This is a genomic window from Actinokineospora pegani, from assembly GCF_009745975.1.
Taxonomy (GTDB): Bacteria; Actinomycetota; Actinomycetes; order Mycobacteriales; family Pseudonocardiaceae; genus Actinokineospora; species Actinokineospora pegani.
On sequence record NZ_WHOL01000126.1, the window covers coordinates 92,423 to 118,180 of the forward strand.

Sequence of the window (25,758 nt, forward strand, 5' to 3'; positions counted from 1 at the left end):
GATCGGCGCGGGCCCTCGACCTGCCGCAAGCCCGTGGCCGGTCAGGACTTCTCGGCGCTGTCCGACTGCTCGGCGTTCCCCGCGCCGCCCGCGGGATCGGCTTCCCGCGCGGGCTCGTGCTCCTCGATGGCGGGCAGGGTGAAGCGGATCGTGGTGCCGCCGCGCTCGCTCTCGGCGTGCTCGGTGTCCAGCCAGATCCGCCCGCCGTGGAATTCGATGATCTTGCGGCACATGGCCAGGCCGATGCCGGTCCCCGGGTAGGCGTCCTTGCCGTGCAGGCGCTGGAAGATGACGAAGACCCGCTCGGCGAACTGCGGCTCGACACCGATCCCGTTGTCGGACACGGCGAACACCCAGTCGGCGCCGTCGCGCTCGACGCCGACGCGCACCACCGGCGGCGCCTCGCCGCGGAACTTCACCGCGTTGCCGATGAGGTTCTGGAACACCGCCGTCAGCAGCGGCACCTCGCCGCGCACCGTGGGCAGGCCGTCCGGGCGCTCGACGACCGCGCCGGTCTCCTCCAGCACCGCGGTCAGGTTGTGCTCGGCGGACTCGATCAGCACGGCCACCTCGACGTCGGCGTGCTTGCCGGTGTGCCTGCCGACGCGGCTGAACGCCAGCAGGTCGTTGATGAGCACCTGCATGCGGCGCGCGCCGTCGACGGCGAACGAGATGTACTGGCGGGCGTTGTCGTCGAGCTTGTCGGCGTAGCGGCGCTCGAGGAGCTGGCAGAAGCTGGCGACCTTGCGCAGCGGCTCCTGCAGGTCGTGCGAGGCGACGTAGGCGAACTGCTCCAGCTCGGCGTTGGACCGCTTGAGGTCCTCGGTGCGCACGTCCAGCTCGACGTTGGTCCGGCGCAGCACCTCCAGTTCGTGCAGGATGCGCGCCCGCATCACGTCCACGTCGTCGGCCAGGTCGGTGATCTCCGACGGCCCCTGCACCTCGACCTTGTGCTCGAAGTCGCCGTCGGCGACCAGCCGCACCTGCCCGGTCAGCCGCGACAGCGGCACGACGACGGCCGAGCGCAGCAGCACCGCGGCGAACACCACGAGCAGCAGCAGCGCGCCCAGCGTGACCACGGTGGTGAGCACGAGCGACGCCGAGGAGTCGTTGAGCGCCGTGCGGCTGGCGAGGCGGTCGGCCTCCAGGGCGGCGCGCAGGGTGGTCAGCGACTGCCTGGCCTGGTCGAAGAGCACCTTGCCCGCCTCGGCGTCGGTGGTCACCGCGCCGTCGCGCGCCCCCTCGACGGCGGGCAGGGCGAACTGCGTGCGCCACGCCTCGATCCGCCGGATCGACTCGTCGAACTCGGCCTGCGCGCGCGGGGTGGTGCCGTCGGCGAGCAGTTGGGACAGCGTCGCGCGCGCCTGCTCGAAGCGCTCCTGCCCGCCCGCGAACGGCGTGAGGAACTCCGACCTGCCGGTGAGCGCGAACCCGCGCACCCCGGTCTCCTGGTCGACCAGGGCCGTCGTGAGCTGCTCGGCGGCCACCACGGTGGGCCCGGCGCGGTCGAGCAGCCGCAGCCGGGCGTCGGAGAGGCCGCCGATGGCCACGGCGACCGCCCCGATGGCCACCGCGAAGATGCCGACGACGATGACCGAGGCGATGGCCGACCGGCGGCGCAGCGACCACCGGCCCGCCCGTTTCCGTCGCCGTCTCGGGGGCTGCTGGCTCATGGGCGGTCCTCGCCTCGGGTTGGCGCGGGCCGGGGCCCGCCTGGTCGCAGGCGAGCTTACGGCCGGAGCGGGCGGGCGCCTTGATCGCCTCCGGGGGGCGGCTCGGCGGGCGGCGCGGTGCCCGGCGCCCGAGCCGCCACCCGGGGGCGGGGGACGGTCGCCGGGGTGGGGGCATCACGCCGGTTCCGTCCGTATTCGGGTGGTCTTGTGCGGTAGTCCGAATGGGGTAAGCGATCCAAGAGGCGCCTACCGTACATCGGGGCACAAGGGCTCGCTTTCCCTTCGCCGCAAGGGAAAGGGCCGAGCGGACGGGTACCGTGGAGTAGGAACCGCGTTATTCACCCGAACGTGTAAGGCGATGCCGGTAACCCCCGGTTGGCCGATGACGCAGCCTGCCCGGGTCCGGCCGGGGCGCGGCCGTTCGGGGGAAATAAGCCCGGCCGGCCCTCTCGCGGTCCGAGGTGGACTGTCAAGGGCCGACCGGGCGAGTCGAGCACGGCGGGCGACAACGGTGCGTGACGGGTCAGGCGCGTGCCGCAGCCGGGCGCGGCAGGCGTCGCGTCAGTAGCTGTCGCCCCCGAAGAACATCTCCTCGATGGAGTCGGCCGTGCCCGCCAGCAGCGCCAGCGGGTCCTCGAACTCGTGGATGTCCAGGTCGCGCAGCGGCAGCGAGTGCCGCAGCACGACGTGCTCGCCCATGATCGCCGCGCCGCAGGCGACCGAGCCGTGGCCGACCTCGCGCAGCAGGGCCGCCAGGTCGACCTGGGCCGCCAGGCCGACGGGGCTGGCGATCTGCACCCACTCGTGCTGGTTGTCGAGCACCTCGCGCAGCAGGACGATGACCTGGCTGCGCTCGTCCTCCTCGTCGTACTGCTCGAACTTGAACTCGATGCGGATCTCGTCCTCGTGCTCTTCGAGGACCGTGTGCTGCTCGCGGACGTATCGGACGAGGTCCGCCCAGTGCGACTCCATGCGACCAGCCTACGCCGAGTCGATCACCGGCAGGGACCGCAGGCGGGCTTGTGCGCGGTGTGCCGATCGTGTTGAGTCGGAGGGGGAAAGGACCTCGACGTGGGCGGACCGTCCACTGGGGAGGCTCGATGTCGAACGCGCCCGGACTGCCCGACCGGCTGGACCACCCCTCGACGCACACCGCCGCCGTCGTCCTCGGCGCGGCCCGCCGCTGGGGCGCCAGGACGGCCTTCGCCAGGGGTGCGGACTCGATCACCTTCGCCGAGCTCGGCGCCGCCGCCGCCCGCACCGCCAACGGCCTGCGCGCCCGCGGCCTGCGCCCCGGTGACCGGGTGGCGCTGCGGATGCCCAACTGCCTGGAGTTCCCGGTCGCCTACTACGGCGTGCTGCTGGCCGGGGCGACGTTCGTGCCGGTCAACCCGCTGCTGCCGGAGCGGGCGGCGCGCGCCCAGGTCGAGGACGCGGGCGCGGCCATGGAGCTGACCGCCGCCGAGGTGCCCGGCCTGGGCGTGGACATGCCGGACGCCCCGCCCCCGCTGGCCGTCGACCCGGCGGCCGACCTGGCCCACATCGCCTACACCGGCGGCACGACCGGGGTGTCCAAGGGCGTGCGGCTGCCGCACGCCGCCGTCGTGGCGAACCTGCTGCAGTACGCGTGCTGGACGACCGGGTCGGTGCCCCGGCTCGACGGCGACGGCGGGCTCACCCTGGACCAGGTGGGTGATCCGGCGGAGTGGCCGGTGCGGCTCGGCTCCGGCATCGCGATCAACCTCACCCCGTGGTTCCACGCCATGGGCACGATCGCGGGCCTCAACGCCCCCGTGCTCACCGGGACCACCGTGGTCCTGCACGACCGCCTCGACCCGGCGGCCTACCTGGCCGAGGCCGAGCGGCTGCGGGTCACCTCGATCGGCGGGGCACCCGCGCTGTTCGCCGCGCTGCTGGCCTGCCCGGACATCGCCGGGCGCGACCTGTCCTCGGTGCGCGCCATCGGCTCCGGCGCGGCCCCCATGCCGGTGGCCATGGCCAGGCGGCTGGCGGAGCTGATGCCCGCGGCGGTCATCGTCGAGGGCTACGGGCTCACCGAGGTGACCATGTGCGCCACCTCGGCGCCCGCGCACCGATCGGGCCTGCGCAAGACCGGCTCGGTCGGTGTCCCCCTCCCCGGCACGCAGGTGCGCGTCGTCCCCGTCGAGGGCGGCGCCCCGCTGCCCGCGGGCGAGCGCGGCGAGGTCTGCGTCCGCGGGCCCCAGGTCATGCGCGGGTACCACGGGCGCCCGGACGCGACCGCCGAGACGATCGTCGACGGCTGGCTGCACACCGGCGACATCGGTGTCCTCGACGAGGACGGCCACCTGTGGATCGTCGACCGCAAGAAGGACATGCTGCTGTACAAGGGGTACAACGTCTACCCGCGCGAGCTGGAGGAGCTGCTGGCCGCCCACCCGGACGTGGTCGCCGCCGCGGTCGTCGGCAGGCCCGACCCGGACGTGGGCGAGCTGCCGGTGGCCTTCGTCGTCCCCCGCTCCCCCGACGTCGCCGCCGAGGCGATCCAGGAGGCGGTCAACGCGCGAGTGGTCCCGTACAAGCGGCTGCGCGAGGTCCGCCTGGTGCCGTCGATCCCGGTGTCGGCGGCGGGCAAGGTCCTCAAGCGCGAGCTGCGCGACCAGCTCTCGGCGGGGTGACCGCGAGGAAGCCGCGCAGCGAGTCGACCAGGGCGGCCACGAACGCCTCGCGGGTCGGCCCGGGGACCCGGTCGAGGGACAGGTACGGGTTGTGGTCCTCCAGTTCGACCAGCAGCAGGTCCCCGTCCCGGGTGCGGCAGGCGTCGACCCGCTGGACCCCGTGGGCGAGCGTGTTCCACTCGATGAACCGCTGCCCGAACCCCAGGTCGGCCGCGCTGGCCTGGTAGGGCTCCAGCACCCAGCGCCTGGCGGGGTCCGGCGCGTGCAGGGCGTACTGGAACCGGTGGTCGACGTAGTAGAAGGACACCTCGTACCGGAAGTCGACCTCGGGCTGGATCAGGACACCCCGGCCGACCCGCTCGAGTTCCGCCCGGGGCAGGAACTCCAGGCCGATCGAGTCCGCCCCCGCCTTCGGCTTCACCGCGTACGACGGGCTCTCCGGCAGGCGGTCGACGTCCTCGACGCGGTCCACGGTGGGGATGACCGGGTGGCCCGCGGCGGTCAGGTCGACGAGGTACTGCTTGCCCGCCATGTCCCCCCGCCCCGTCAGCGGGTTGTAGACCTTCACCCCGGCGGCCAGGGCGGCGTCGCGGAACGCCTGGTGCTCCTCGCGGTGGTGCAGGGAGGGGCCGCTGTTGCGGACGACCACGGCGTCGAAGCGGTCCATCATGGCCCGTGCGTCCAGCGGGTGGCACAGGGCGAGGGTGAAGTGCTCGCGCAGCCGGGCGGTCAGGAAGACGTCCTCGTCGCCGTAGCGGCGGCCGCGGGCGGGGTAGGCGAGGTCGGTGACGTACAACAGCTCCGCCATTCCGGCTCCCTCTACTGTGGATGATCCAACACGATGACCTCGGCCGCGCCGACGGTCAGCACGCCGTCGTCGAGGGGGACGCAGCGCACGCCGCCGCGGTGGCGCAGCGCGCGGAAAGCGCCTTCGGCGAGGCGGGTGTCCATCCAGCGGCAGGGGCTGGCGGGGCGGTGGGCGCGGAAGCGGACGGGCCCGGCTCCGGTGTCCACGCTGAACACCGCGCCCGGGCGGTCGCGGGTGGCGGCGAGGGCGTCCACGGCGACGCCGCGCAGGATCACGTTGCGGCGGGTCAGGAGCGGGTCGAACGCGGGCACGCCGAGTTCGGCCGCCACCTCGTCGAGGGCGTCCGCGTCGAGCAGCGACACGGCGGCGAGCCGGTGCGCCCGCTGGTTGAAGTACCGGTCGCCGACCAGGCCGAGGCCCGCGCGGACCTCGCCCCGGTCGACCGAGATCGGGCACGGGTCAGGCGCGGGCGGCTCGGTGGGCCTGCCCGCGTAGGCGTGCACGGGGGTGACTGCCAGCGCCACCACCCGTGCCGCTAGTCGCCGAGCCAGCCGTGGCCCTCGGCGAGCTTGACCATCGCCCGGCGCACGCCGAGGATCTGCTCGCCGGTCAGGCTGCCCACCGAGTTCAGCAGGGCCTCGGTCACCTCGGCGGAGAACTCGCCCGCCGGGATGAAGTCGCAGAGCACGTCGTCCTCGCCGCCCGCGGCCGAGACGCGCTGCGGCGCCGCGGTCGAGCGGCCCACGAGGCTGACCCCGAAGGCCTTGGGCCCGCGCGGGCTGTCCTCCACCTCGAACTCCACCAGCGAGCCCGCGTTCAGCAGGTGCTTGTCGAACTCGAGGTCGTTCACGTGCAGGAAGATGTCGTCCCCACCAGCGTCGTTCGCCACGAAGCCGTACCCGCGAACCTGGTCGAACTTCACCACTGTGCCTGTCGCCACGTCACCCACCACATCACATCGCTCGGGCGCGGCCGCTCACCGGGGCCGCGCGCCACCTCTGGTCGCCTCCCTGACCCCGGCACGTCGAACACCCGCCGGGACGGCGCCTGCGCTCATTGTGCCACCCCCCGCGTGCGCCGCCACGCGACGGCCAGGAACGCCACCAACCCGACCAGCGGCAGCGTGCTCACCGACCAGCTCAGCGCCATCGGCGGGCCGGGCTGCTCGAGCACCCGCAGCCCGGTGAGGGCGCCCTCGCCGGGCCCCTGCGGGCCCTCGACTCGGAAGCGCACCGTCCAGTCCCCCGGGCTGTCGACGGACTTGATGTCCAGGCCCCACACCTCCAGCTTGCGCGGGTGCTTGGCCAGCGGCCGCTGCCTGCCCTCCTTCGCCTGGCCGGGGGCGGTCATCGTGAGCGTCCCCGACTTGTCCGCGATGCCGCCCTCGGGGGCGAACGTCCAGTCCAGCGACTGCATCGCCCGCAGCGGCCACGTGCTGAACCCGATGGTGAGGGCGTACGGGCCCGCCTGCACCTTCTCGGTGTGGACGATGTTGACCGGCTCGTAGGCGCCCGCCTGCGGGGCGGACGCGACCAGCAGGCCGACTGCGGCGGCGAGTGCGGTGAGCGCGCGACGCATCACGCCTCCTTGCTCGTTGACGTGGTCCGGGCGGGGTTGACCAGGCGCAGCATCCGGCCGAAGCGCCAGCCGAGGACGCCCGCGAGGGCGCCGAGCAGCAGCCCGGCCGCGGCGGTGGGGGCGATCGCGGCCAGGCCGGGCACGGCGTAGCCGTAGACGAGCGCGTCCTGCACGCCCTGCAGCCCGGCGACGAGCGCGCCGGCGAGCGCCCCGGTCGCGGCGGGCAGCCACCGGGCCCCGGTCCGGCGCGCCCGCCCGACGAGGACCTCGACGAGCGCGGCGATGGGCAGCAGCGCCATCGGCATCAGCGCGGGCATCACCGGCACGCCCCGGATGTAGTCGCGGATCGGCAGCCCGACCGCCTCGGCGTAGACGTGCGTCGCCCACGGGGAGAACCACCAGCCGACGAGCTGGATGACCGCGAGCGCGCCCGCCACGGCGACCGCGATCCCCGGCCGGGTGGCGAAGCCCGCCGCGGTGAGGACCAGCAGCACGATCAACCAGGCCAGTCCGGCGCTGACGGCGTCGACCGCGCCGCCGACCCCGGTCAGCCCCAGGACCACGATCGTGGAGAACGCGGCGAGCACGCCGAGCGAGACCACCGTGCCGACCTGGCCCCAGCGCCGGTCCTTGGCGGCGGCGAAGACCATGACGGTGCCGACCATTGTCGCCATGACCGACAGCAGCAGCCCGATGTGCGGCGGCGAGTCGATCACCGCGTCGAAGCCGTAGAGCCCGTGCCACCACTGGTCCCACAGGCCGTAGAGCAGGAACGAGGCCGCCCCCGAGCCCGCCACGAGGTGCCCGATGGGCGCGGCGAACACCCCGCGCAGCACCGCCACCGCGCGCCCGCCCACGGCCGGGTCCAGTTCGCGCCCGGCCCGCTGCGCCACGGTCGCGGCCAGCACCACGCCCAGGCTGGACAGCCCGGCGAGGGCGCTGCCCGCGTAGAGGAACAGATGCGGCAGCGTGAAGAACGTGTCCGGGCCGACGTCGGTGTGCCACTGCACGTCCCACGTCAACCCGATGAGCGTCAACAGCGACCCGCTGAGCAGCGCCAGCGCGCTGGGCAGCCCCTTGGCCACCACCAGCCCGGCGCTCGCGGCGCGCGGCGGGGCGAACCCCGCCGCCGCGTCCCCTGCCGTCATCTTGGCTCCTCTCTCACGGGTCGACCCGCACCGGGAACACGGCCGTCCGCTCGGCCCCGTCCTTGCGCACGGTCACGGTGAACTCCCAGCCGCCCGGCATGCTCAGCCCGGCCGCGGCCGCGCGGTAGCGGCCCGGCCCGTCGGCGCCCGCGCGGACGGACCGCGTGGCGTGGCCCATCTCCGGCATGACCGCGGTGAGGCTGACCTCCGCGCCGTCGACCGGCGCGCCGCCCGCGCCGGTGACCGAGACGGTCACTGCCGGGTCTCGTGTGGACAGCCCGGCGGAGTCCAGCGAGATCGCGAACCCGGCGGCCGTCGACGTGCGCTCGCCCACCTGGATGTCGGTGGCGGCGGTCAGGACCCGGTAGTCGCGCTCGGCCTGGAACCAGGCGCGGTAGCGGCCGGGCTGGGGGAAGGTGAAGGTGAAGTCGACGACGGGCTCGTAGGCGGCCACCGACTCGTCCGGCGTCCCCCCGACCGCGCCCGGCGTCGGGTCGACCATCGCGTGCCCGTGCGCCCAGACCGGGGCCTCCAGCGCGGCGGCGCCGACCGGGCCCGCGCGCAGCGGGCCGACGACGACCAGGTGCCCGCGCATCCCCAGCCAGGGCTGCAGGTCCGCCGCGCCGCCGAAGTCGGCCGTGAGCCGGGCGGGCTGCCCGGCGACCGGTTCGCCCACGTCCAGGTCGGCGGCCGCGGGGGCGGGCCTGGGCGAGCGCCCGGCCAGCTCGACCGAGGAGCGGACCTGCTGGACCCCGGCGCCCGCCCGGGACAGCTCCGCGGCCAGGGCGTGGCGGCCCGGCGTGGTCGCGGGGATGGTCGCGGCGTAGGCGCCCGGCGCGGTGCGGACCGGGTGCAGGTGCAGCAGGTCCCCGTCCGGGGTCACGACGGTGAGGTGGATGAGGGCGGCGTGCTCGACCCGGAGGTCGTCGACGGGCAGGCCGGTCGAGCCGTCGGTGAGCCGGAGCACGACCCCGTTGTCCGCGGTCTGCTCGACGGCCATGTTCACCGGCGGGCGGACACCGTCCAGCGGCGGGGCGGCGACCGGGATCGTGGCCGAGAGCAGCGCCGAGGTGACCCCGACCGTCAGGCACACCACGACGCCCGCGACGGAGACCGCCGCCGCGGGCCCCGCGCCCCGGCGCACCGCGAGTCCCAGCGACAGCAGGAGGAACCCGCCCGCGCCGACGAAGCCGCCGTAGGTGAAGCGCTCCCACGCGGGGGTGATCCGCTCCGGCACGGTGAACGGGATCAGCCCGGTGTGCTCACCGTCGCTGATCTCCAGTTCCCAGGCCCCGAAGGAGTCAACGTCCAACCGGGTGGAGGCAGGACCGTCGCTGACGGTGAGCGCTGCCCGGGAGTGCTCCCGCCCGGCCGACAGCGTCCGCAACCGCAGGTCGGTCGAGGCCTCCGAGTGGCCGAACACATCGACCACGACCGGCGCGGGCGCCCCGTCGACCCGGCGGACGACCACTGTGAACTCTTGGGCCCCAAGCGTTTGCGCGATGTGCAGGTCCGCCCCGACCGGGCCGCCGTCGGCCACCGCCACGGTCCCGGCCCCGCAGAGGAGGAGCACCCCGAGGAGGAGGGTCGCGGTCAGCGCGCGTCGCAGCACACCGCCGACCATAGCGACGGCCGGTGTGGGTCTCGTCCCGGCGGCAGGGGATCTTGGGTCCCTCGTGCGAGGGATGCGGGGGGCTCCGCGGCGCACCCGGTCCGTGCCGGTGCCCGCCACCGGCGAGCGGGGCGCCGTGACCGAACCAGGACGCTCAGCGGCGCACCAGCCCGCGCCGGTGGGCGTAGACGACCGCGTGCACCCGGTCGCGCAGCCCCAGCTTGGCCAGCACCCGCGACACGTGGGTCTTCACCGTCTCCTCGCCGATGTGCAACCGCGCGGCGATCTCGGCGTTGCTCAGCGCGTCGGCGACGAGCAGCAGCACCTCGTGCTCGCGCGAGGTCAGCCGGTCCGGGACGTCCGGGAACGGGGCCGGGGCCAGGGTGGCGGTGAACCTGGCCACCAGCCGCCGGGTCACCGAGGGGTCGATCAGCGCGTCGCCGCGGGCGGCGACGCGGACCGCGGAGGCCAGTTCCTCCGGGGGCAGGCTCTTGAGCAGGAACCCGCTGGCGCCCAGGCTCAGCGCCTTGTACAGGTACTCGTCGAGGTCGTAGGTGGTCAGCACGAGCACCCGGGTCCGGTTGCCCGGCGCGGACAGGATGGCCTCGAGGGCGGCGAGCCCGTCGAGCCGGGGCATGCGCACGTCGAGCACGGCCACGTCGGGCTTGAGCCGCGCGGTCTCGCGGACGGCGGCGATGCCGTCGGAGACCTCGGCGACGCACTCGAGGTCGGGTTGGGTGTCGAGCACGGCGCGCATGCCGGAGCGGAACATGGCGTGGTCGTCGGCGAGCAGGACGCTCGTGGTCACCTGGCCTCCAAGGGAACCGTCACGCGGACGACCCAGTCAGGCCCGTCGGGGCCGCAGGTGACCGCGCCGCCGAACAGGGCGACGCGGTGGCGGATGCCGGTCAGGCCGCGGTGGACGCCTGCCTGGTCGGCGCGGGGGACCCGGCTCATGTCGTTGGCGACGGTGAGCACGACAGTGGTCTCCTCCCTGGCGAGGGTGACTTGCGCGGACTCGCCGCCGCCGTGGCGCAGCGCGTTGGTGAGCGCCTCCTGGGCTATGCGGTACAGGGCGACGTCCACCGACTGGGGCACGGGGGTGGCCGGTCCCTCGGTGGTGAGGCGGGTGCGCAGTCCCGCGGCGGTCGTGCCCGCCACCAGGCCGTCGAGGTCGTCGAGGCCGGGTTGGCGGGTGGCGTCGTCGCCGTGGTGCAGGACGTCGAGCAGGCGGCGCAGGTCGGCCATGGCCGAGCGGCTGGCGGTCTCCACCGCGACCAGCGAACGGCCGACCGGTTCCGCCGCCGCGCCCAGGCCGAGCCGGGCGGCGCCCGCGTGCACGCCGATCGCGCTGACGTGGTGGGAGATCACGTCGTGCAGGTCGCGGGCGATGGCCGTGCGCTCGTCGGCGACGGCGCGGCGCACGGCGGCCTGCTCCTCCCTGGCCCGGGTGGCCGCCCGCTGCTCGAGTTCGGCGAGGTGGCCGCGGCGGGCGGTGGTGTTGCGGCCCACCAGCCACGGCAGGCAGACGGTCGTCAGCGCGTGCAGGGCGATCAACCGCCAGTCCGCCGCGGTCTCCGACTGCGGGTAGGCCCACCGCCCGACGACCGACCCGGCGAGCAGCACCGCGAGCACGGTGGCGGCTTGGCCCAGGCCGAGCCACGCGCCCGCCCGGTACCCGGCGACGAGCAGCCCGGTCTCGTTGCCGCCGCGGTACCAGCCCACCGGGGACAGCAGCATCGGTCCGAGCACCAGCAGCGCGGCGTGCGCGGCGGCGACCCAGCCGGAGAACCGGTCCGGGGTGGCCAGCGCGAGATCGGCCAGCACCACCGCCGCGACGACCGCGGGCCCCCAGCCCTGTCCCAGATCTGGACACAGCAGCAAGAGCACGCCCGTGTCGGCGACAGCGCAGAGCACCGCGACAACCAGCGATTCCCGCCGCAGCACAACAGCCGTATCCGTCACGGTCTCAGCTTGGCACCCCGCGGCGGTGCGCGGGTTCAGAACACCTCTTCCCCACCCGGCGCCCCCGCCGACAGCAACGGCCCGCCCCCCGATATCGACCGTCGAAGCCACGCACCGGCATCTGAGATCAGAACAGCTCCTCGCCCCACGCGACGCGACCGCCGACAACGGTGGCGCGGACCCCGATGTCGGCGGGCGGGGCCACGTGCGGGTCGGCGGAGAGCACCACCAGGTCGGCCAGGCCGCCCGGGGTCAGCGCGCCCAGGTCGCGTTCCCAGTGGCAGGCCCAGGCTGCCTCGGTGGTGTAGGCGCGCACGGCGGTGGCCGGGGAGACCGCCTCCGCCGGGCCGACCCGGTGCCCGCCGCCGGTGGTGCGGTCGAGCATGAACTGCATGGCCCGCAGCGGGGCCCCGGTGGTCACCGGCCGGTCGGAACTGCCGACCAGACGCACTCCTTCCTCCACAAAGGATTGTCCTCTGTAGAGCCAGGGGGCCCGGTCGGGCCCCATGACCGCGGCGTAGTCGTCGCCGAAGGACCACAGGAACGCGGGCTGCACGACCGGGGTGACCCCGAGCGCGGCGAACCGGGCCAGTTGGTCGGGCCGCACCAGGCCCGCGTGCTCGACCCGGTGCCTGGCCTCGGGCCGGGGGTGGGCGGTCTGCGCCGCCTCCACCGCGTCCAGCGCCACGTCGACGGCGCGGTCGCCGATGGCGTGCACGGCCAGCTGCCACCCGGCCCGGTGGCCGTCGACGACGACCGCGCGCAGGTCGGCCTCCGGCGCGTACAGCTCCCCCGCCCCGTCGCCGCCGACGTACGGGGCGGTGAGGGCGGCGGTGCGGGCCATCATGCCGCCGTCGGTGAAGACCTTGAGCGCGCCGATGGACAGCCGGTCGCCGCCGAAGCCGGTGCGCAGGCCCAGGTCCATCGCGCGGGCGACGCCGTCGCCCGCGTGCGCGCCGACCGGGCGCAGCAGGGCGCCCGCGACCATCAGCCGCACCCGCACCGGCAGCCGGTCGCGCTCCTCGGCGCGCTGGTAGGCGGCCAGCTCGACCGGGCTGTGGGTGATCAGGCCGCCACCGATCCCCGCCTCGGAGACCGCGGTGACGCCCTCGGACAGGCACTGGCGGCCCGCCCGCTCGATCGCGTCGACCAGCTCGGTCACGGCGTAGGGCTGGCGCAGCGCGCGCACGGCCCCGGCGGCGGCCTCGACGAGCAGGCCGTCGCGGTGCGGGGTGCCCGCGGGCAGCCGGGCCAGCACCGCGGAGTCGACGACGCAGGCGTGCCCGGAGTCGTGCACCAGGTTGACCCACCGACCGGCGGCGACGGTGTCGAGTTCGGCGGCGGTGACGTGCCTGCCCAGCCTGCGCTGGTCGTAGCCCGCGACGTCGACCCACTCCCCCGGAGCCCTGGTCGCCGCGGCGGCGCGCACGGCGGCCAGCAGGCCCGCGACGGTGGTCTCGGCGGCGACCGAGGCCGACCCGGCGGCCAGGCCGGTCCAGGCCAGGTGCACGTGCGGGTCGAGGAAGGCGGGCAGGACGACGGCGCCGCGCAGGTCGACCGTGCGCCGGGCCGGCAGGCCCGCCACCTGCTCGTCGAGCCCCACGACCCGGCCGCGCCAGATCCCCAGGCTGCGCGCGTGCGGCCTGCCCGGGTCCAGGGTCGCGAACCGGCCGCCCACCAGCAGCAGATCCAGCATGGCGGGCAGCCTAGCGGTGGATTCCCGGCGGAAATCAGGGGTGCGGCGAAACCGGCGGACCGGCGTATTCCATGCTGAATCGGCCCGGGAAAAGCCCGTTGCCGACCGCGGTCGGGCGCCGCCGCACTGGCCGCGGCGGCGCGGTCGGGCGTCGGTTTCGTCTGGCGCCGGTCGCCGTTACCCCCGGCATCGGAGCGGCCCGGCATAGCGCGCGGGCATAGCCGATGATGACCCGACCGGCCCATGAGCGGTCGCGGGAACAAGCCACGGGGAACAGCGGTCGATCCGAGTCGACCCCGGAAGCGGCAGCGGATGGCGCAGTGCTATAAGCAGGGCCGCCGTGAACAGAATTCCGGCCGGACCCGATGGCTGCCGAGGGTCCGGCCGGAAAGCCGAGCGATGTCCGCGCCCGGGTCAGGAGGCCCGGCGCTGCTGCTTGGCGTGCGCGGCCTCGAAGGCCTCGACGACGGCGGACGGGATGCGACCGCGCTCGGAGATGTCGTGGCCGTTCTGCCTGGCCCAGTCCCGAATGGCCCTGGTCTGCTCCTTGCTGCGCGCCTCGCCGACGCCCTTGGCGGGCGCCCCGCCCCGGCGCACCCGGCCACCCGTGCGGCGCGCGGCGTTGACGAACTCCGCCAACTCCTCCCGCAGCCGGGAGGCGTTGCGCTCGCTGAGGTCGATTTCATAATGCACGCCGTCGAGGCTGAACTCGATCGGGCGAATGTCCTCACCCGGCGAACCGTCCAAGTCGTCGAACAGCTGCACGATCGTCTTCTGCGCCATGACACACCCTATTGCGGAAACGGTCGGATCTCTTCGGAATATTGGAGCACATCTCAGCGCAAAGCGCCATGCGCGGATCGGTCGACTTCCGCACCGACCGACTTCGACACCGACTCGGCGTAATCCCGATCACGCTTAGTCGAACCGGGCGGTCTAACACGCGGGAATAAGCGAAACGGATTGGCTCACGCCCTGGCCGCGACCCAGGAGAGCTGTCCCATCGCCCAGACCGCGCCGATCGCCAGCGTCGCGGACCCGGCCGCGCCGCCGCTCATCGCCCACAGATCACCTGCCGCGAGCGCGATCCCGGCCACCGCGCAGGCCACCGCCCGCCGCTGGTCGCCGCCGCGGCGGAAGTGCCGCGCGAGCACGAGGCAGGCGGCGGCGAGGGCCAGGAACGAGACCGATCCCGCGGCCATGTGCCCCACGCTGTGCCACGACATCGCGGTGGGCGCGCCCGCGCCGACCGGGAAGCCGTTCCCGGGGTCCATCGGCAGCAGGCCCGCGGCGACGAAACCGAGGCCAGCGACCAAGACCAGCCGCGCCGTCCACCGGCTGCCGACGGCGGCGCGCAGGCCGACCGCGCCGAAGGCCATGAGCGCGCCCGCCGCGACGAAGTTGGCCACCTGCAGCCAGCCGAGCGAGCCGGTGGCGAGCTGGCTGAGCGGGTGCCGGGTGAGGTCGAAGCCCTCGCGGGTGGCGGCCTGGGCGAGCGAGACACCCGCCCAGAGCGGGGCGGCGGCGGCGAGACCGGCCAGCGAACGGGTGGTCGTGCCGCGGGTGGCGGGCCGAGCTGCGGGAACGGCGGTCTGAGTGGTCATCGTGGTGCCTTCCTGTCCGGGGATCTGCACCACCGTCGTCCGGGTCCTATGACAGGGAACGCACGGCGTTCCCTGTCATAGGCTTCGTTCGACGTGTGGGTGTTCGGCGGAGATGCCGCCGGTTGGCGAGAGGCACATGCGATGCGGTTCCTGATGATGTCGATGGCGGACGACTCCACCCCCGACGAGGCGCTGATGGTGGAGATGGGCAGGTTCGTCGAGGAGCTGTCGGCGGCGGGCGTGCTGCTGGCCACCGGCGGGCTGGACCCGGCGGCGATCGAGGTGCGCTCGGTCGGCGACGAGATCACCGTGACCGACGGCCCGTTCACCGAGGCCAAGGAGGCGGTGGGCGGGTTCGCGCTGGTCGAGGTGGGCTCGGTGGCCGAGGCCGTGGAGCTGACCAGGCGGTTCCGGCGGATCGTGGGTGACGGCAAGAGCGTCATCCAGCAGGTCTTCGGGCCGTGACCGACGCCCGCCGGGCGGTCGAGGCGGTCTGGCGGCTGGAGTCCGCGGCGGTGGTCGGCGCGCTCACCCGGGTGGTGCGCGACGTCGGCCTCGCCGAGGAGCTGGCCCAGGACGCCCTGGTCGCGGCGCTGGCGCAGTGGCCGCGCGCGGGCGTGCCGGACAACCCGGCCGCCTGGTTGGTCACCACCGCCAAGCGCCGCGCCGTCGACCACCTCCGGCGGTCCCAGCGGTTCGAGCGGGCCAAGGAGCACCTGGTCCGACCCGACCAGGTGGCCGGGTCGGACCAGGACGAGCGGGACGGGCCCGAGCAGGACGACGCGCTGCGCCTCGTCCTGCTCACCTGCCACCCGGTGCTGCCCACCGAGCAGCGGGTGGCGCTGACCCTGCGGCTGGCCGCGGGCCTGTCCACCGCCGAGATCGCCCGCGCCTTCCTCACCACCGAGCAGCGCGTCGCGCAGCGCGTGGCGGCGGCCAAGGAGGCGCTGGCCGGGGTGCCGGTCGAGGTGCCGCGGGACGCCTCGGACCGGGTCGCCGCCGCCCTGGAGGTCGTCTACCTGACCTTCAACGAGGGCTACTCGGCCACTGCGGGCGACGACCTGGTGCGCCTGGACCTGGTCCGGGAGGCGCTGCGGCTGGGCAGGCTGCTCGCCGCGCTCGCCCCGCGCGAGCCGGAGGCGCACGGGCTGGTGGCGCTGATGGAGGTCCAGGCGTCGCGGTCGGCGGCGCGCACCGACGCGACCGGGGCGCCGGTGGCGCTGCACGAGCAGAACCGGGGCCGGTGGGACCGGCTGCTGATCCGGCGCGGGTTCGCCGCGCTGCTGCGCGCCCGCGACCTCGGCCGACCACCGGGCCCGTACGTGCTGCAGGCGGCGATCGCGGTCTGCCACGCGCAGGCGGCCACGGCCGAGGACACCGACTGGGCCAGGATCGCCGGGCTCTACGACGCGCTGGCGCGGCTGCTGCCCACCCCGGTCGTGCGGCTCAACCAGGCCGTCGCGGTGGGCATGGCGCGGGGCCCCGCCGCCGGGCTGGACCTCGTCGACCGGCTGCGCGCCGAGCCGTCGCTGCGCGACTACCACCCGCTGCCCGTCGTGCGCGCGGACCTGCTGGCCCGGCTGGACCGGCCCGCCGAGGCCCGCGTCGAGTTCGAGCGCGCCGCGGCGCTGACCGACAACGCCGCCGAGCGCGAGTTCCTGCTGCGCCGCGCCGCCGACCTCCCGGCCCAGGACCGCCCCACCCTGGGCGCCAGCGCCGAGGCCTTCCTGGCGCGCACGGACCTGGACCCGACGACGTTGCGCTCCTACGGCCAGACGCTGGGCCGGGTGCGCCGCGCGCTCGGCGACGCCCACGCCGTCGACGCGATCACCGCCGGGGACCTCGCCCGGGTGTTCGACCTCGCGTGGTCGGGCGCGGCGGCCAAGACCTGGAACCGGCACCGCTCGGCGGTGCGCACGTTCTGCGCGTGGGCGCGGCTGCCCGACCTGGCCGCCGACATCGACCGCAGACCCGAGACGCGCCACCGGGTCCCGCCGCTGCCACCGGAGCAGGTGGCTCTGTTGTGGACGTTGGACGTCCCGGTGCGGGAGCTGGCGCTGTGGCGGATGCTGCACGAGTCCGGGGCGCCGGTGCGCACGGTGCTCGCGCTCGACGTCGAGCAGCTCGACCTCGACGACCGCAGGGCCCGCGTCGGCGCGGGGTGGGTGTCCTGGCGCGCGGCGACCGCGCGGCTGCTGGCGGAGCTGTTGGCGGGCAGGGAGACCGGGCCGGTCTTCCGCTCCAGGCGCGGGGCGGGGCGGTTGTCCTACGAGCGGGCGGAGTCGCTGTTCAAGCAGGCGACCAAGGCGCTGGACCCGGCGGGGCTCACGCTGGGCCTGCTGCGCCGGTGACCGCGCCGGGGGCGTGCTCGAAGAACAGCATCGCCGTGTCGGTGAACATCGGCTCGAGGTCCGGCAGCGCCTGCGCCCCCTTGGTGTGCAGGCAGTCGCGGATGCGTTCGGCGGTGCCGCCGATGTAGAGGTCGAACGTCGCGGGGGTCACCTGCCGCACCCTCGGGTCGCTCTCGCGGGCGCGGCGGTGCAGCTCGCGGAAGACGTCGGCGAAGGCCCGGTTGACCGCCGTGGTGCGCTTGACCAGCTCCGGGCCCGCGCACAGCGTCTCGATGTAGAGCGACCACGCGGCGTCGGGGTCCTCGGCCAGCGCGGCCAGGAAAGCCCGCCAGGACAGGCTGACCCGGGCGGGCCAGTCGTCGCGGGCGACGGGGTCGAGCACGTCGCGCAGGGAGACGCTGACATCGGCGACAGCGGTGTCGAACGCGGCCAGGAAGCACGCCTCTTTGTCGTGGAAGTGCTCGTAGAAGGTGCGGCGCGACACCTCGGCCCCGCCGACGATGTCGTTGACCGTGGAGTTGGCGTAGCCCTTGGCGGCCACGACCCGCAGCACGGCCCCGATCAACCTGCCCCGCTGGGAGGCGGCGATGTCCTCCCGGCTGAGCCCGTGCCTGCCCCTGGGTAACTGGCGCGGGCTGCGCCCAGCCTGGCTGGAATTCACGCTGCGCACTTTATCACCGCCCCACAGCGGCCGTCCCGCATGTTTTCACCATGGGACAACTAAATTTCTCACATTTGCGCCCACGTCGCACGACATGCTTTCCTCTCTTGGAAACATGGATGTTTCCAAGACGACAGGAGCAACGAGAATGCGCGTGCGTAGTGTGCGATCGGCGGGCGTAGCGGTCGCCAGCGTGGCCGCCGTCGGGGCGTTGTTCGCCACGGCCACCCCCTCGAGCGCCGCGCCGGTGGAGATCAGCTACGACGCCACCGGCTCGACCGACCTGACCGGCCTCGGCGCCACGCTGCCGCTGGGCCCCGGCACCGCCACCGTCGAGACGGACCTGCAGCAGGGCAACATCACCGGCTCGATCGACCTGCCGGAGACCAAGACCAAGTTCCTGCTGGCGGGCATCCTGGACACCCACGCCAAGGTCAAGGTCACCCAGAACGGCCCGCTCTCCGGCACGATCAACGCGGGCGTCGTGGACGTGTCCGGCGACTTCACCGTGCAGATCACCGAGGTCGGCCACTTCGACATCGGCATCCCGCTGCCGAACTGCAAGGCCACCGAGCCGGTGCGGATCTCGCTCACGTCGGGCCCCGGCTTCAACCCGGCCGTGGGCGGGACGCTGACCGGCAGCTACACGCTGCCCAAGTTCGCGGACTGCTTCGTCGACACCGAGATCATCAACTTTCTCGTCGTCGGCAAGGACAACCCCATCTCGATCGACCTCAAGGCCAAGTAGCACGCCCGCTGCCCCGGGGCAGGGAAAACGGGTTCAGGCCCCGGGGCGCGGCCCGGTCCCCCACCACCGACGGGGGGCCGGGCCGACCCGTTTCCGCATTCGATTACCGCCGGGACGACAAAGCGGCCAACAATCAACCGCGCCCTTTTCCCGCCTCGATCAGGGTTCGATGGGCGGCAGTGGCCGCGGGTCGGTGATGAGGATCGGCGTGCGGTGCCTGCGGCACACCACGACCCGGGTGAACGGCCCCCGGGGAATGGCGATCCGTGGCGCGGGGCGCCGGGTGAGGGGCGTCAGGACGAGCGAGGTCGGTGTCGCCGCGAGGTGCAGGTGGCGCCACAGGACGTGCCAGTGCGCGCACGCCGGGAACCGCGCGGCGATCGGCCCGAGGACCGGGTCGTGCAGGGTGGCCATGCTGCCGTGGTGGTCGTGCGCCTCGGCCGTCGACAGCCGCAGGATCACCGGTCCCCGGTGCGCCAACCGGTCGACGAGGTCGGCCACCTCGCTCGGGTGCGCCAGCAGCACCGGCCGCGCGTCGGCGCACAACCGCCGCGCGGGCCCGTCCAGGGCCGCGTCGGCGGGCACGACCGAGGTGTAGCGGGGCCCCAGCGGCCCCAACCGGTGCCACCCCGACCACTGCCCCCGCGCCTCGACGACCGGGGTGAACCAGGGGGTCCGCGAGGCGGCCAGGACCGCGGCCCGCAGCCTCCGCCGGGACGGTCGCGGGCGCCGGGCCAACCGGTCGACGCAGAGCGGTTCGCCGCCGTCGACGACCCGCGCGGCGGTCGCGTGCCAGCGGTGCGCGGCGAACCCCAGCACGGCTCGTCCCCTCGTTGTCGATCGACCGGCACAGTGTGCCCACCTGGTACGCGACGGCGGCCGCCCGCGACCGGGCAGCCGCCTCCGCGCGGGACCTCAGCCCACCGAGACCGGCGGCGCCAACCGGGCGGCCGACGTGCCCAGCCCCGTCGGCAGCCGCCACGACGCGACGGCGGCCCCAGCGCCGACCGCGCCCGGCGACTCGTGGCCGAACTGGCGCAGCAGGTGCTCCTCCTCGTACCGGCGGCAGTCCTCGTGCCAGATGAGGATGCCCGCGATCCAGTGCTTGAGCTCCTGGGCGTACTGCTCCAGGGTCAGCCTGGCCTGCTGGTCGAGCGAGTAGTCCTCGAACAGGGCGGGCAGTTCCACCTCGATCACGTGCAGGAACTGGTCGAGGCGGGCGGCGAGGAGGTCGCCGACCACCGCGATGGCGCGGTCCAGCGGGGCGTCGAGGAAGTGCTCGACGACGCGGATGAGGTTGTGCACCTCGCCCTCGAACTGGATCTCCTTCTGGTAGGAGTAGATGTCGTTGATCATCCAGGCGACGTCGGCGGCGGAGTTCTCCAGGGCCTGGATGGGGCGGGTGCGGTAGATCTCCGGCGGGACCTGCTTGCCGTGGCCGATGCGGGACAGGGACATGGTCATGTCGGAGCCGAAGGTCCTGCGGCGCATCTCGATGTAGTCGACCGGGTCGGGGATGCGGTTGAGGTGCATGTTCTCCAGCTCCCACACCCAGCTGTCGACCATGACGTCGACCGCGGAGCGGAAGGCGGCGCGGTTCTCCCTGGTCATCGGACCCGCGGTGCGGACCCACAGGTCGGCGAGGGCGCGTTCGAGCGGCGAGGCGGGGACCGCGGTGGCCGGGCCGTCGACGGGCATGAGCTGCTTGAGGCGGGCGGTGGTGACCTTGGCCGCGGCCATGTCCGGGGTGCGGCCGAACACGACCGGGTACAGGTCGTCGCCGTAGGTGCCCCAGGCCAGCCAGCCGGAGGTGAGGTCGAGCTCCTCGGGCGAGGCGTCGGGGTGGATGCCCGCCGAGCACAGCGGCAGGTCGTAGTCGCGCATCTTGGCCTCGGTCCACACGCCCTCGTGCGGCGGGCCGCCGGGCACCGGCTCGAACAGGCCCATCCTGGCGCCCCACTCGACGACGTTCTCCCTGGCCTGGTCCAGGTGCGGGCTCAGGGTGGTGCCGAACGGCAGGTCGATGGGCGGCTTGGTGATCGGGCCGATCGGCCGGAAGGGGACGTTGGCGTGCCTGCGGGCGCGCTCGGCCAGGGAGCTCAGCAGCGCGGGGACCAGCCGGGCGGCGGAGGTGCCCAGGCCGGAGGGCCCGAGCGGGAACGACTCCTGGGCCGCGTCCTTGTTCATGTACCGGCTCGACCGCATGTGCCACTCGTGCCCGCCGGACTGCCAGTCCTGCAGGCCCTTGACGTAGGCGAGGACCTTGAGCCGCCCTTCCGGGTCGACCGCGTGCTCGTCGAACAGCGGCTCCAACTCGGTCAACGTGGTGTGCTCGAACTGGTGCAGCCGGGAGGTGAGCAGGTCGTTGACCGCCTCGGCGGCCTCCTGGGTGCCGACGTCGAGGAACTTCTCGAAGACCAGCACACCGTTGCTCAGCTCGCCCTCGTCGTGCACCTCGCGCTCGTAGGAGAACAGGTCGTTGCGCAGGTGCACGGCGTCGGAGAAGGTGTCGCGCAGCACGTGCATCGGCCGCGAGGCGGCGATGACCGCGGGCACCTCGGCCCTGGCCGCGTGCTCGACGAGGTTGGCCGACCACGGCGCGCCGCCGACCTTGCGCCGCATCTCGATGTACTCGATGGGGTTGGACAGGCGGCCCTCGTTGATGTTGGCCAGCTCCCACAGCGACTCGTCGAGCAGCGCCTTGGTGCTGTCGACGAACCGGCGCCGCCAGTCGGCGGTCATCGCGGGCACGGTGCGGGCCCACAGGTCGGCCAGCCCGGCCTCGACCGGGTTGGTGGGCTGCTCGGTGATCGGGCCGTCGACGGGCATGAACAGCCGCAGCCGGTCGAGGTAGGCGCGCGCGTTGTCCCAGTCGTTGGTGCGCTTGTACAGCTCGAGGAAGTGGTCGTCGAAGTAGAAGACCCAGACGTACCAGTCGGTGATCAGGTCGAGCTCGGGACCATCGCAGTCGGGGTGGGTGTAGGCGCACAGCAGCGCGTAGTCGTGCGAGTCGAGGTCGTGCTCGTCCCAGATGACCGTGCCGTTCTGCGGCACGTCGATCATGTCCATCTCGTAGGCCCACGCCTTGCTGTGCACCCGCGCCCCGTCCAGGTTGGGGTTCAGGCGGGCGGGGTAGGGCATGTAGAACTCCGGCAGCTCGAACGGCTGCATGCTGCGACACCCGGCCTCTCGTGAGCGGTCTGCGATCCCGGCTCTGTCACCGGTTTTCCGGGGCAAGACAACCAACTCCGCCAGGTCTGGCCAAGATCCACGCCCGCTTTCCACCCGATCGGGAAGCACGGCGGGCGGGCCGGTGACGCACCGTTGATCACCGGCCCGCCCATCGCGGGCGCGGGCGGGCGCGCGTGGACTGGGTAGTGTGCCCCGAGTCCCCTCCCCCGGTCCGGAAAGCGCCATGAGCACCGACACCGTCGCGCCCCAGGCGCGGGCCGCCCGCGCCGGGGTGGCCGCCGTCTTCCTGACCAACGGCGCCCTCTACGCCAACCTCGTCCCGCGCTTCCCGCAGGTGAAGGCCGACCTGGGGCTGTCGAACGCCGAGCTGGGGGCCGCGATCGCGGCGATGCCCGCCGGGGCGCTGGTGGCGGGGCTGTTCGCCTCGGCGGTGATCACCAGGCTGCGGTCGGGCCGGGTGGCCGCCCACGGGATCGTGCTGCTGGCCCTGGCGGTGCTGTCGGTGGCGGTGGCGCCGAACTGGTTCGCGTTCGCGGGGGCGATGTTCCTGGCCGGGGCGCTGGACGCCGTCGTCGACGTGGCGCAGAACGCGCACGGGCTGCGGGTGCAGCGGCTCTACGGGCGGTCGATCGTGAACTCGTTCCACGGCCTGTGGAGCGTGGGGGCGGTGCTCGGCGGGCTGATGGGCTCGGCGGCGGCCGGTCTCGGCACCTCCCTGCTGGCGCACCTGGGTGTCTCGGCGGCGCTGTTCTGCGTGGTCGCGCTGGTGGCCGCGCGGTTCCTGCTGCCCGGTGACGACCAGGCCGAGCGCGCCGCGACCGCCGACGGGCCGGGCCGGTGGACCGCGCCCGCGCTGCGGGTGGTGCTGGTGCTGGGCGTGCTGGCCTGCTGCGGGGCGGTCATCGAGGACGCGGGCGCGTCCTGGGGAGCGCTCTACCTCGGTGGCGAGCTGGGCGCGGGCGCCGCCGCGGCGGGGCTGGCGTTCGTGGCGCTGCAGACGGCGATGACCGCGGGGCGGCTGCTCGGCGACCGGGTGGTCGACCGGTTCGGGCAGCGGCGGGTGGTCCGCTGCGGCGGGGCGCTGGCCGCGGTGGGCATGGGCGCGGCGCTGGCGTTGCCGTCGACGGGGCTGACGCTGGCCGGGTTCGCCCTCGCGGGCCTGGGCACGGCGGTGCTGGTGCCCGCGGCGATGCACTCGGCCGACGAGGTGCCGGGGCTGGCGCCGGGGGCCGGGCTGACGGTGGTGAGCTGGGTGCTGCGGATCGGTTTCCTGGCCTCGGCGCCGCTGGTCGGGCTGGTGGCCGACGCGGCGAGCCTGCGGGTGGGCCTGCTCGGCGTGGTGCTGGCCGGGGTGCTCACGCTCGTGCTGGGGCGGGTGCTGGCCACCCGCGTTTTGCCGCCTCGGCAAGAAGGTTTGCGCGCTTCCTGACCCCGGGGCAGGCTGGCGCCATGGGACACCAGCGGAGCCACGAACATCAGCACGGACACGGGCACGGACATGGGCACGGGCACATGGACTTCGGGGCCGAGGACATGGTCGAGGTCCTGATCGCCGAGGGCGAGTTGCACGAGGGGCACACCAGGCAGACCGCGGCGTGGCTGCGCGACCTGGTCGACGGGCCGGTGGCGCGGGTGGTCGACGTGGGCAGCGGGCCGGGCGTGGCCGCCTGCCTGCTCGCCGAGGAGTTCCCCGGCGCGGAGGTCGTCGCGCTCGACCCGGAGGAGTCGCTGCTGGCGCTGGCCGCCGAGCGCGCGGCCGGGTTGGGCGTCGGCGACCGGTTCCGCACCCAGCGCGCGGTGCTGCCCGACGAGCTGGGCGACCCGGGGCCTGCCGACCTGGTCTGGGCGAGCCGGTCGCTGCACCACGTCGGCGACCAGCAGGCCGCGGTGACCGCGGTGGCGGGCCTGCTGCGGCCCGGCGGCGTGCTGGCCGTCGTGGAGGGCGGGCTCAGCGCCCGGCACCTGCCGCGCGACATCGGCATCGGCGCGCCGGACCTGGAGACGCGGTTGGAGGCGCTGGGCTCGGCGGCGTACGGGTCGATGCGCGCGGAGCTGCCCGGGGCGGCGCGGACCGTCGAGGACTGGCCGGGGATGCTGTCGGCGGCGGGCCTGGCCCACACCGGCACCCGGACGTTCCTGGTGGACCTGCCCCCGCCGCTGGCCCCCGGGGACCGGCAGCGCGTGCTGGCCCGCTGGCGGCTGCGCCACGGGCAGACCTCCGAGGCCGTCGGCGCCGAGGACCGCGCGACGCTGGACGTGCTGCTCGACCCCGACTCCCCCCACGGCATCCAGCACCGCCCGGACGTGTTCTTCCTGCACGCCTTGACCGTCCACACTGGACGACGCTGACGCGGCCGCCCGGCGTCAGGCCAGGCAGAACTCGTTGCCCTCCGGGTCGGCCATGACGATGTGGTGCTCGTCGACCTCGCGCAGCACCGACCCGCCCGCGGCGACCAGCCGCTGGGCGGACTCGGTGACCGCGGCCCACCGGCGCTCCGGCTCGACCCCGCGCGAGACCCGGATGTCCAGGTGCAGGCGAATCTTGCCGGTCTTGGGCTCGGCCACCTGCTGCAGGCACAGACGCGGCCCCGCGCCGTCCGGGTCGCGCAGCCAGGCGCCGTCGTCAGCGGTGTCGTCCGGGTCGGGCGGGAAGCTGGCGACCCACTCCGCCCGGGTGGCGAACGGCGGCGGGGGCGGCTCGTCCTCGTAGCCGAGGGCGAGCTTGTAGAACGCGGCGAGCGCGGTGGGGTGCGCGCAGTCGAGCGTCAGATCGATGTCGAAGGCCATGCGGCGACGGTAGCGCCGGGCACCGACAGCGACGCCCCGCCCGGCGCGCGCGACAGCCCTAGAACCAGTACCGGATCGGGCCCGCGCCCAGCATCAGCGTCGCCGCCGCCCCGGCGATCAACCCCCACCCGCGCGCGGCGTGCGACAGCGCGAACGTGTGCGTGAACGGCCGCTGCGCCACCGCGATCAGGCCCCACGCCGGAATCCACGCCAGCATCGCGAACGTGCTCGCGTACAGCCCCGCGAAGTACCCGACGAACAACTCCGCCTCGAACATCGGCAGCGTGATCAGCCCGAGGCACCACAGCGTGATCGCGATAGCCGTCTGCCGGTCCCGCGAGGGCTTCGGCAGCCCCTCCCAGACCATCAGCAGCACGCCGGTGTAGACGGCCGCGAGGCCGCCGGGGAGCCAGCCCGCGATGGTGTTGACGACGGGGACCTCCCCGATGCCCGCGCTGATGAGGGGGGCCAGGACGTACCAGAAGAGCGGGAACAGGCAGAACCAGCCGATGACCGCGGCGGTGATGAGGCCCGCCCGGGCGGGCGGCTGGGTCTGGGCCATCGGCGGGGTGTACGGCGCCGCCGCGGCGGGGGCCTTGCCCCGGTTTCGCTTGCGGTTCTTGCGCTTCTTCGGTCTCGCCATGCGGGAACCATACAAACCGGACCGGCGCGGGTGATCAGCCGTCCCCGGTGCGCAGCCCGTCCAGGACGTAGCCGAGCAGCCTGCGCCAGGAGTCGGGGGCCTCGCGCAGGACCTGGGAGACGGCGGTGGTCAGCGCGGCCAGGTCGGCGGGGCCGAAGTCGGGGCGCAGCGCGCCCGCGTCCTGGGCCCTGGCGACGATCGCCAGCGACGCCCGGTGGCACCGGTGGCAGATCTCGGCGATCTCGTCGGAGAGGGCGACCCGGTTGGCGAGGGCGTCGCGCAGGACCGGGTCGTCGGCCTGCATGGCGAACAGGCCCTCGAGGAACCCGGCGAAGGCGGCCCACGGGTCCTCGGTGGACAGCGCGCGCTCGACAAGGTGGTCGGTGCGGGCGAGCCGGTCCGGGACGACGGCGTTGAGCAGGTCGGCGCGGCCGGGGAAGTGGGCGTAGAGGGTCGCGATGCCGACCCCGGCGCGCTCGGCGACGTGCTCGAGCGGCACGTCGAGCCCGCGCGCGCCGAACAGCTCGGCGGGGGCGGCCACCAGCTTCGCACGGTTGCGCACCGCGTCCGCTCGCATGCCCCCACACTAACAATCCGAGGCAGTCCTCGGTTTCGTGTTGGGTCGAGCCCGACCG

25 protein-coding genes are annotated in these 25,758 nt (G+C 74.3%); 6 read left to right on the forward strand and 19 right to left on the reverse strand.

The annotated features are described in order from the left end of the window. Positions 1–41: 41 nt before the first annotated feature. Entirely contained in the window at positions 42–1,673 is a 1,632-nt protein-coding gene (locus GCL84_RS28305; protein WP_156758625.1) for a sensor histidine kinase, read from the reverse strand. Positions 1,674–2,234: 561 nt separating this feature from the next. Continuing rightward, positions 2,235–2,645: a type III secretion system chaperone family protein gene (locus tag GCL84_RS28310; RefSeq protein WP_156758626.1), complete on the reverse strand. Its 411-nt coding sequence runs from the start codon at positions 2,643–2,645 to the stop codon at positions 2,235–2,237. Between the two features lie 128 nt (positions 2,646–2,773). On the opposite strand from GCL84_RS28310, the gene GCL84_RS28315 reads away from it, so the two are divergent. After that, positions 2,774–4,330 (forward strand): class I adenylate-forming enzyme family protein, encoded by a 1,557-nt coding sequence (locus GCL84_RS28315; protein WP_156758627.1) that lies wholly within the window; start codon positions 2,774–2,776, stop codon positions 4,328–4,330. Here GCL84_RS28315 and GCL84_RS28320 read toward each other — a convergent pair. The 11 genes from GCL84_RS28320 to GCL84_RS28370 form a co-directional block, all read right to left on the reverse strand. Next, the gene (locus GCL84_RS28320) at positions 4,293–5,138 is read right to left on the reverse strand and encodes a hypothetical protein (RefSeq protein WP_156758628.1); all 846 of its coding nucleotides are present in this window, start codon (positions 5,136–5,138) and stop codon (positions 4,293–4,295) included. The genes GCL84_RS28315 and GCL84_RS28320 overlap by 38 nt on opposite strands. 11 nt (positions 5,139–5,149) lie before the next feature. Continuing rightward, positions 5,150–5,662, reverse strand: coding sequence for an MOSC domain-containing protein (locus GCL84_RS28325; RefSeq protein WP_235926812.1), 513 nt, complete (start codon positions 5,660–5,662; stop codon positions 5,150–5,152). 11 nt (positions 5,663–5,673) lie between these two features. Beyond that, positions 5,674–6,078: a cold-shock protein gene (locus tag GCL84_RS28330; RefSeq protein WP_156758630.1), complete on the reverse strand. Its 405-nt coding sequence runs from the start codon at positions 6,076–6,078 to the stop codon at positions 5,674–5,676. A 113-nt stretch (positions 6,079–6,191) separates the two neighbouring features. Then, positions 6,192–6,716, reverse strand: coding sequence for a hypothetical protein (locus tag GCL84_RS28335; protein WP_156758631.1), 525 nt, complete (start codon positions 6,714–6,716; stop codon positions 6,192–6,194). Next, positions 6,716–7,864: a hypothetical protein gene (locus GCL84_RS28340; protein ID WP_235926813.1), complete on the reverse strand. Its 1,149-nt coding sequence runs from the start codon at positions 7,862–7,864 to the stop codon at positions 6,716–6,718. Before GCL84_RS28340 ends, GCL84_RS28335 begins: the two co-directional genes overlap by 1 nt. A gap of 13 nt (positions 7,865–7,877) precedes the next feature. Then, a complete protein-coding gene (locus GCL84_RS28345) occupies positions 7,878–9,476 on the reverse strand; it encodes a FixH family protein (protein ID WP_156758632.1) in 1,599 nt (532 codons plus the stop codon). A gap of 154 nt (positions 9,477–9,630) precedes the next feature. Continuing rightward, positions 9,631–10,284: a response regulator gene (locus GCL84_RS28350; protein ID WP_156758633.1), complete on the reverse strand. Its 654-nt coding sequence runs from the start codon at positions 10,282–10,284 to the stop codon at positions 9,631–9,633. Then, entirely contained in the window at positions 10,281–11,441 is a 1,161-nt protein-coding gene (locus tag GCL84_RS28355) for a sensor histidine kinase (RefSeq protein WP_156758634.1), read from the reverse strand. The genes GCL84_RS28350 and GCL84_RS28355 overlap by 4 nt, the downstream gene beginning before the upstream one ends. A 127-nt stretch (positions 11,442–11,568) precedes the next feature. Beyond that, positions 11,569–13,137 (reverse strand): amidohydrolase, encoded by a 1,569-nt coding sequence (locus tag GCL84_RS28360; RefSeq protein WP_156758635.1) that lies wholly within the window; start codon positions 13,135–13,137, stop codon positions 11,569–11,571. A 414-nt stretch (positions 13,138–13,551) separates the two neighbouring features. After that, complete coding sequence (locus tag GCL84_RS28365; RefSeq protein ID WP_156758636.1) at positions 13,552–13,920, reverse strand: histone-like nucleoid-structuring protein Lsr2; 369 nt, start codon at positions 13,918–13,920, stop codon at positions 13,552–13,554. 185 nt (positions 13,921–14,105) lie between these two features. Next, on the reverse strand, positions 14,106–14,741 hold the full coding sequence (locus tag GCL84_RS28370) for a DUF998 domain-containing protein (protein ID WP_156758637.1): 636 nt from the start codon (positions 14,739–14,741) through the stop codon (positions 14,106–14,108). Positions 14,742–14,882: 141 nt separating this feature from the next. Here GCL84_RS28370 and GCL84_RS28375 point away from each other — a divergent pair, with 141 nt between their 5' ends. Both GCL84_RS28375 and GCL84_RS30865 read left to right on the forward strand, forming a co-directional pair. Next, positions 14,883–15,206 (forward strand): YciI family protein, encoded by a 324-nt coding sequence (locus GCL84_RS28375; protein ID WP_156758638.1) that lies wholly within the window; start codon positions 14,883–14,885, stop codon positions 15,204–15,206. Next, positions 15,203–17,092, forward strand: coding sequence for a sigma-70 family RNA polymerase sigma factor (locus GCL84_RS30865; RefSeq protein WP_156758639.1), 1,890 nt, complete (start codon positions 15,203–15,205; stop codon positions 17,090–17,092). Before GCL84_RS28375 ends, GCL84_RS30865 begins: the two co-directional genes overlap by 4 nt. On the opposite strand, the gene GCL84_RS28385 is transcribed toward GCL84_RS30865, so the two are convergent. Then, positions 17,067–17,753 carry a TetR/AcrR family transcriptional regulator gene (locus tag GCL84_RS28385; protein ID WP_197523571.1) on the reverse strand — a complete coding sequence of 229 codons (687 nt, stop codon included), beginning with the start codon at positions 17,751–17,753 and terminating at the stop codon, positions 17,067–17,069. The genes GCL84_RS30865 and GCL84_RS28385 overlap by 26 nt on opposite strands. A 154-nt stretch (positions 17,754–17,907) precedes the next feature. On the opposite strand from GCL84_RS28385, the gene GCL84_RS28390 reads away from it, so the two are divergent. Beyond that, positions 17,908–18,501, forward strand: a complete 594-nt coding sequence (locus GCL84_RS28390; RefSeq protein WP_156758641.1) for a hypothetical protein — start codon at positions 17,908–17,910, stop codon at positions 18,499–18,501. Between the two features lie 159 nt (positions 18,502–18,660). Here the strand turns inward: GCL84_RS28390 and GCL84_RS28395 are convergent, their stop codons facing one another. Both GCL84_RS28395 and GCL84_RS28400 read right to left on the reverse strand, forming a co-directional pair. Further along, positions 18,661–19,320, reverse strand: coding sequence for a hypothetical protein (locus GCL84_RS28395; protein ID WP_156758642.1), 660 nt, complete (start codon positions 19,318–19,320; stop codon positions 18,661–18,663). A gap of 96 nt (positions 19,321–19,416) precedes the next feature. After that, a complete protein-coding gene (locus GCL84_RS28400) occupies positions 19,417–21,672 on the reverse strand; it encodes a terpene synthase family protein (RefSeq protein WP_156758643.1) in 2,256 nt (751 codons plus the stop codon). 244 nt (positions 21,673–21,916) lie between these two features. On the opposite strand from GCL84_RS28400, the gene GCL84_RS28405 reads away from it, so the two are divergent. Next, a complete protein-coding gene (locus GCL84_RS28405) occupies positions 21,917–23,122 on the forward strand; it encodes an MFS transporter (protein ID WP_156758644.1) in 1,206 nt (401 codons plus the stop codon). Between the two features lie 83 nt (positions 23,123–23,205). After that, positions 23,206–24,042, forward strand: a complete 837-nt coding sequence (locus GCL84_RS28410; RefSeq protein ID WP_197523572.1) for a class I SAM-dependent methyltransferase — start codon at positions 23,206–23,208, stop codon at positions 24,040–24,042. Between the two features lie 15 nt (positions 24,043–24,057). On the opposite strand, the gene GCL84_RS28415 is transcribed toward GCL84_RS28410, so the two are convergent. From GCL84_RS28415 to GCL84_RS28425, 3 genes are read right to left on the reverse strand one after another with little or no spacing between them, the layout of a single operon-like run. Beyond that, entirely contained in the window at positions 24,058–24,480 is a 423-nt protein-coding gene (locus GCL84_RS28415; RefSeq protein WP_156758646.1) for a VOC family protein, read from the reverse strand. A gap of 58 nt (positions 24,481–24,538) precedes the next feature. Further along, positions 24,539–25,123 (reverse strand): hypothetical protein, encoded by a 585-nt coding sequence (locus GCL84_RS28420; protein WP_156758647.1) that lies wholly within the window; start codon positions 25,121–25,123, stop codon positions 24,539–24,541. A 34-nt stretch (positions 25,124–25,157) separates the two neighbouring features. Beyond that, positions 25,158–25,700 (reverse strand): TetR/AcrR family transcriptional regulator, encoded by a 543-nt coding sequence (locus GCL84_RS28425; protein ID WP_156758648.1) that lies wholly within the window; start codon positions 25,698–25,700, stop codon positions 25,158–25,160. Between the last annotated feature and the right edge of the window lie 58 nt (positions 25,701–25,758).

Bases quoted from the DNA above. Each gene is read 5' to 3' on its own strand.
- GCL84_RS28305 (WP_156758625.1), bottom strand. From the start codon at position 1,673: ATGAGCCAGCAGCCCCCGAGACGGCGACGGAAACGGGCGGGCCGGTGG.
- GCL84_RS28310 (WP_156758626.1), bottom strand. From the start codon at position 2,645: ATGGAGTCGCACTGGGCGGACCTCGTCCGATACGTCCGCGAGCAGCAC.
- GCL84_RS28315 (WP_156758627.1), top strand. From the start codon at position 2,774: ATGTCGAACGCGCCCGGACTGCCCGACCGGCTGGACCACCCCTCGACG.
- GCL84_RS28320 (WP_156758628.1), bottom strand. From the start codon at position 5,138: ATGGCGGAGCTGTTGTACGTCACCGACCTCGCCTACCCCGCCCGCGGC.
- GCL84_RS28335 (WP_156758631.1), bottom strand. From the start codon at position 6,716: ATGCGTCGCGCGCTCACCGCACTCGCCGCCGCAGTCGGCCTGCTGGTC.
- GCL84_RS28340 (WP_235926813.1), bottom strand. From the start codon at position 7,864: ATGACGGCAGGGGACGCGGCGGCGGGGTTCGCCCCGCCGCGCGCCGCG.
- GCL84_RS28360 (WP_156758635.1), bottom strand. From the start codon at position 13,137: ATGCTGGATCTGCTGCTGGTGGGCGGCCGGTTCGCGACCCTGGACCCG.
- GCL84_RS28365 (WP_156758636.1), bottom strand. From the start codon at position 13,920: ATGGCGCAGAAGACGATCGTGCAGCTGTTCGACGACTTGGACGGTTCG.
- GCL84_RS28370 (WP_156758637.1), bottom strand. From the start codon at position 14,741: ATGACCACTCAGACCGCCGTTCCCGCAGCTCGGCCCGCCACCCGCGGC.
- GCL84_RS28375 (WP_156758638.1), top strand. From the start codon at position 14,883: ATGCGGTTCCTGATGATGTCGATGGCGGACGACTCCACCCCCGACGAG.
- GCL84_RS28400 (WP_156758643.1), bottom strand. From the start codon at position 21,672: ATGCAGCCGTTCGAGCTGCCGGAGTTCTACATGCCCTACCCCGCCCGC.
- GCL84_RS28405 (WP_156758644.1), top strand. From the start codon at position 21,917: ATGAGCACCGACACCGTCGCGCCCCAGGCGCGGGCCGCCCGCGCCGGG.
- GCL84_RS28410 (WP_197523572.1), top strand. From the start codon at position 23,206: ATGGACTTCGGGGCCGAGGACATGGTCGAGGTCCTGATCGCCGAGGGC.
- GCL84_RS28415 (WP_156758646.1), bottom strand. From the start codon at position 24,480: ATGGCCTTCGACATCGATCTGACGCTCGACTGCGCGCACCCCACCGCG.
- GCL84_RS28420 (WP_156758647.1), bottom strand. From the start codon at position 25,123: ATGGCGAGACCGAAGAAGCGCAAGAACCGCAAGCGAAACCGGGGCAAG.
- GCL84_RS28425 (WP_156758648.1), bottom strand. From the start codon at position 25,700: ATGCGAGCGGACGCGGTGCGCAACCGTGCGAAGCTGGTGGCCGCCCCC.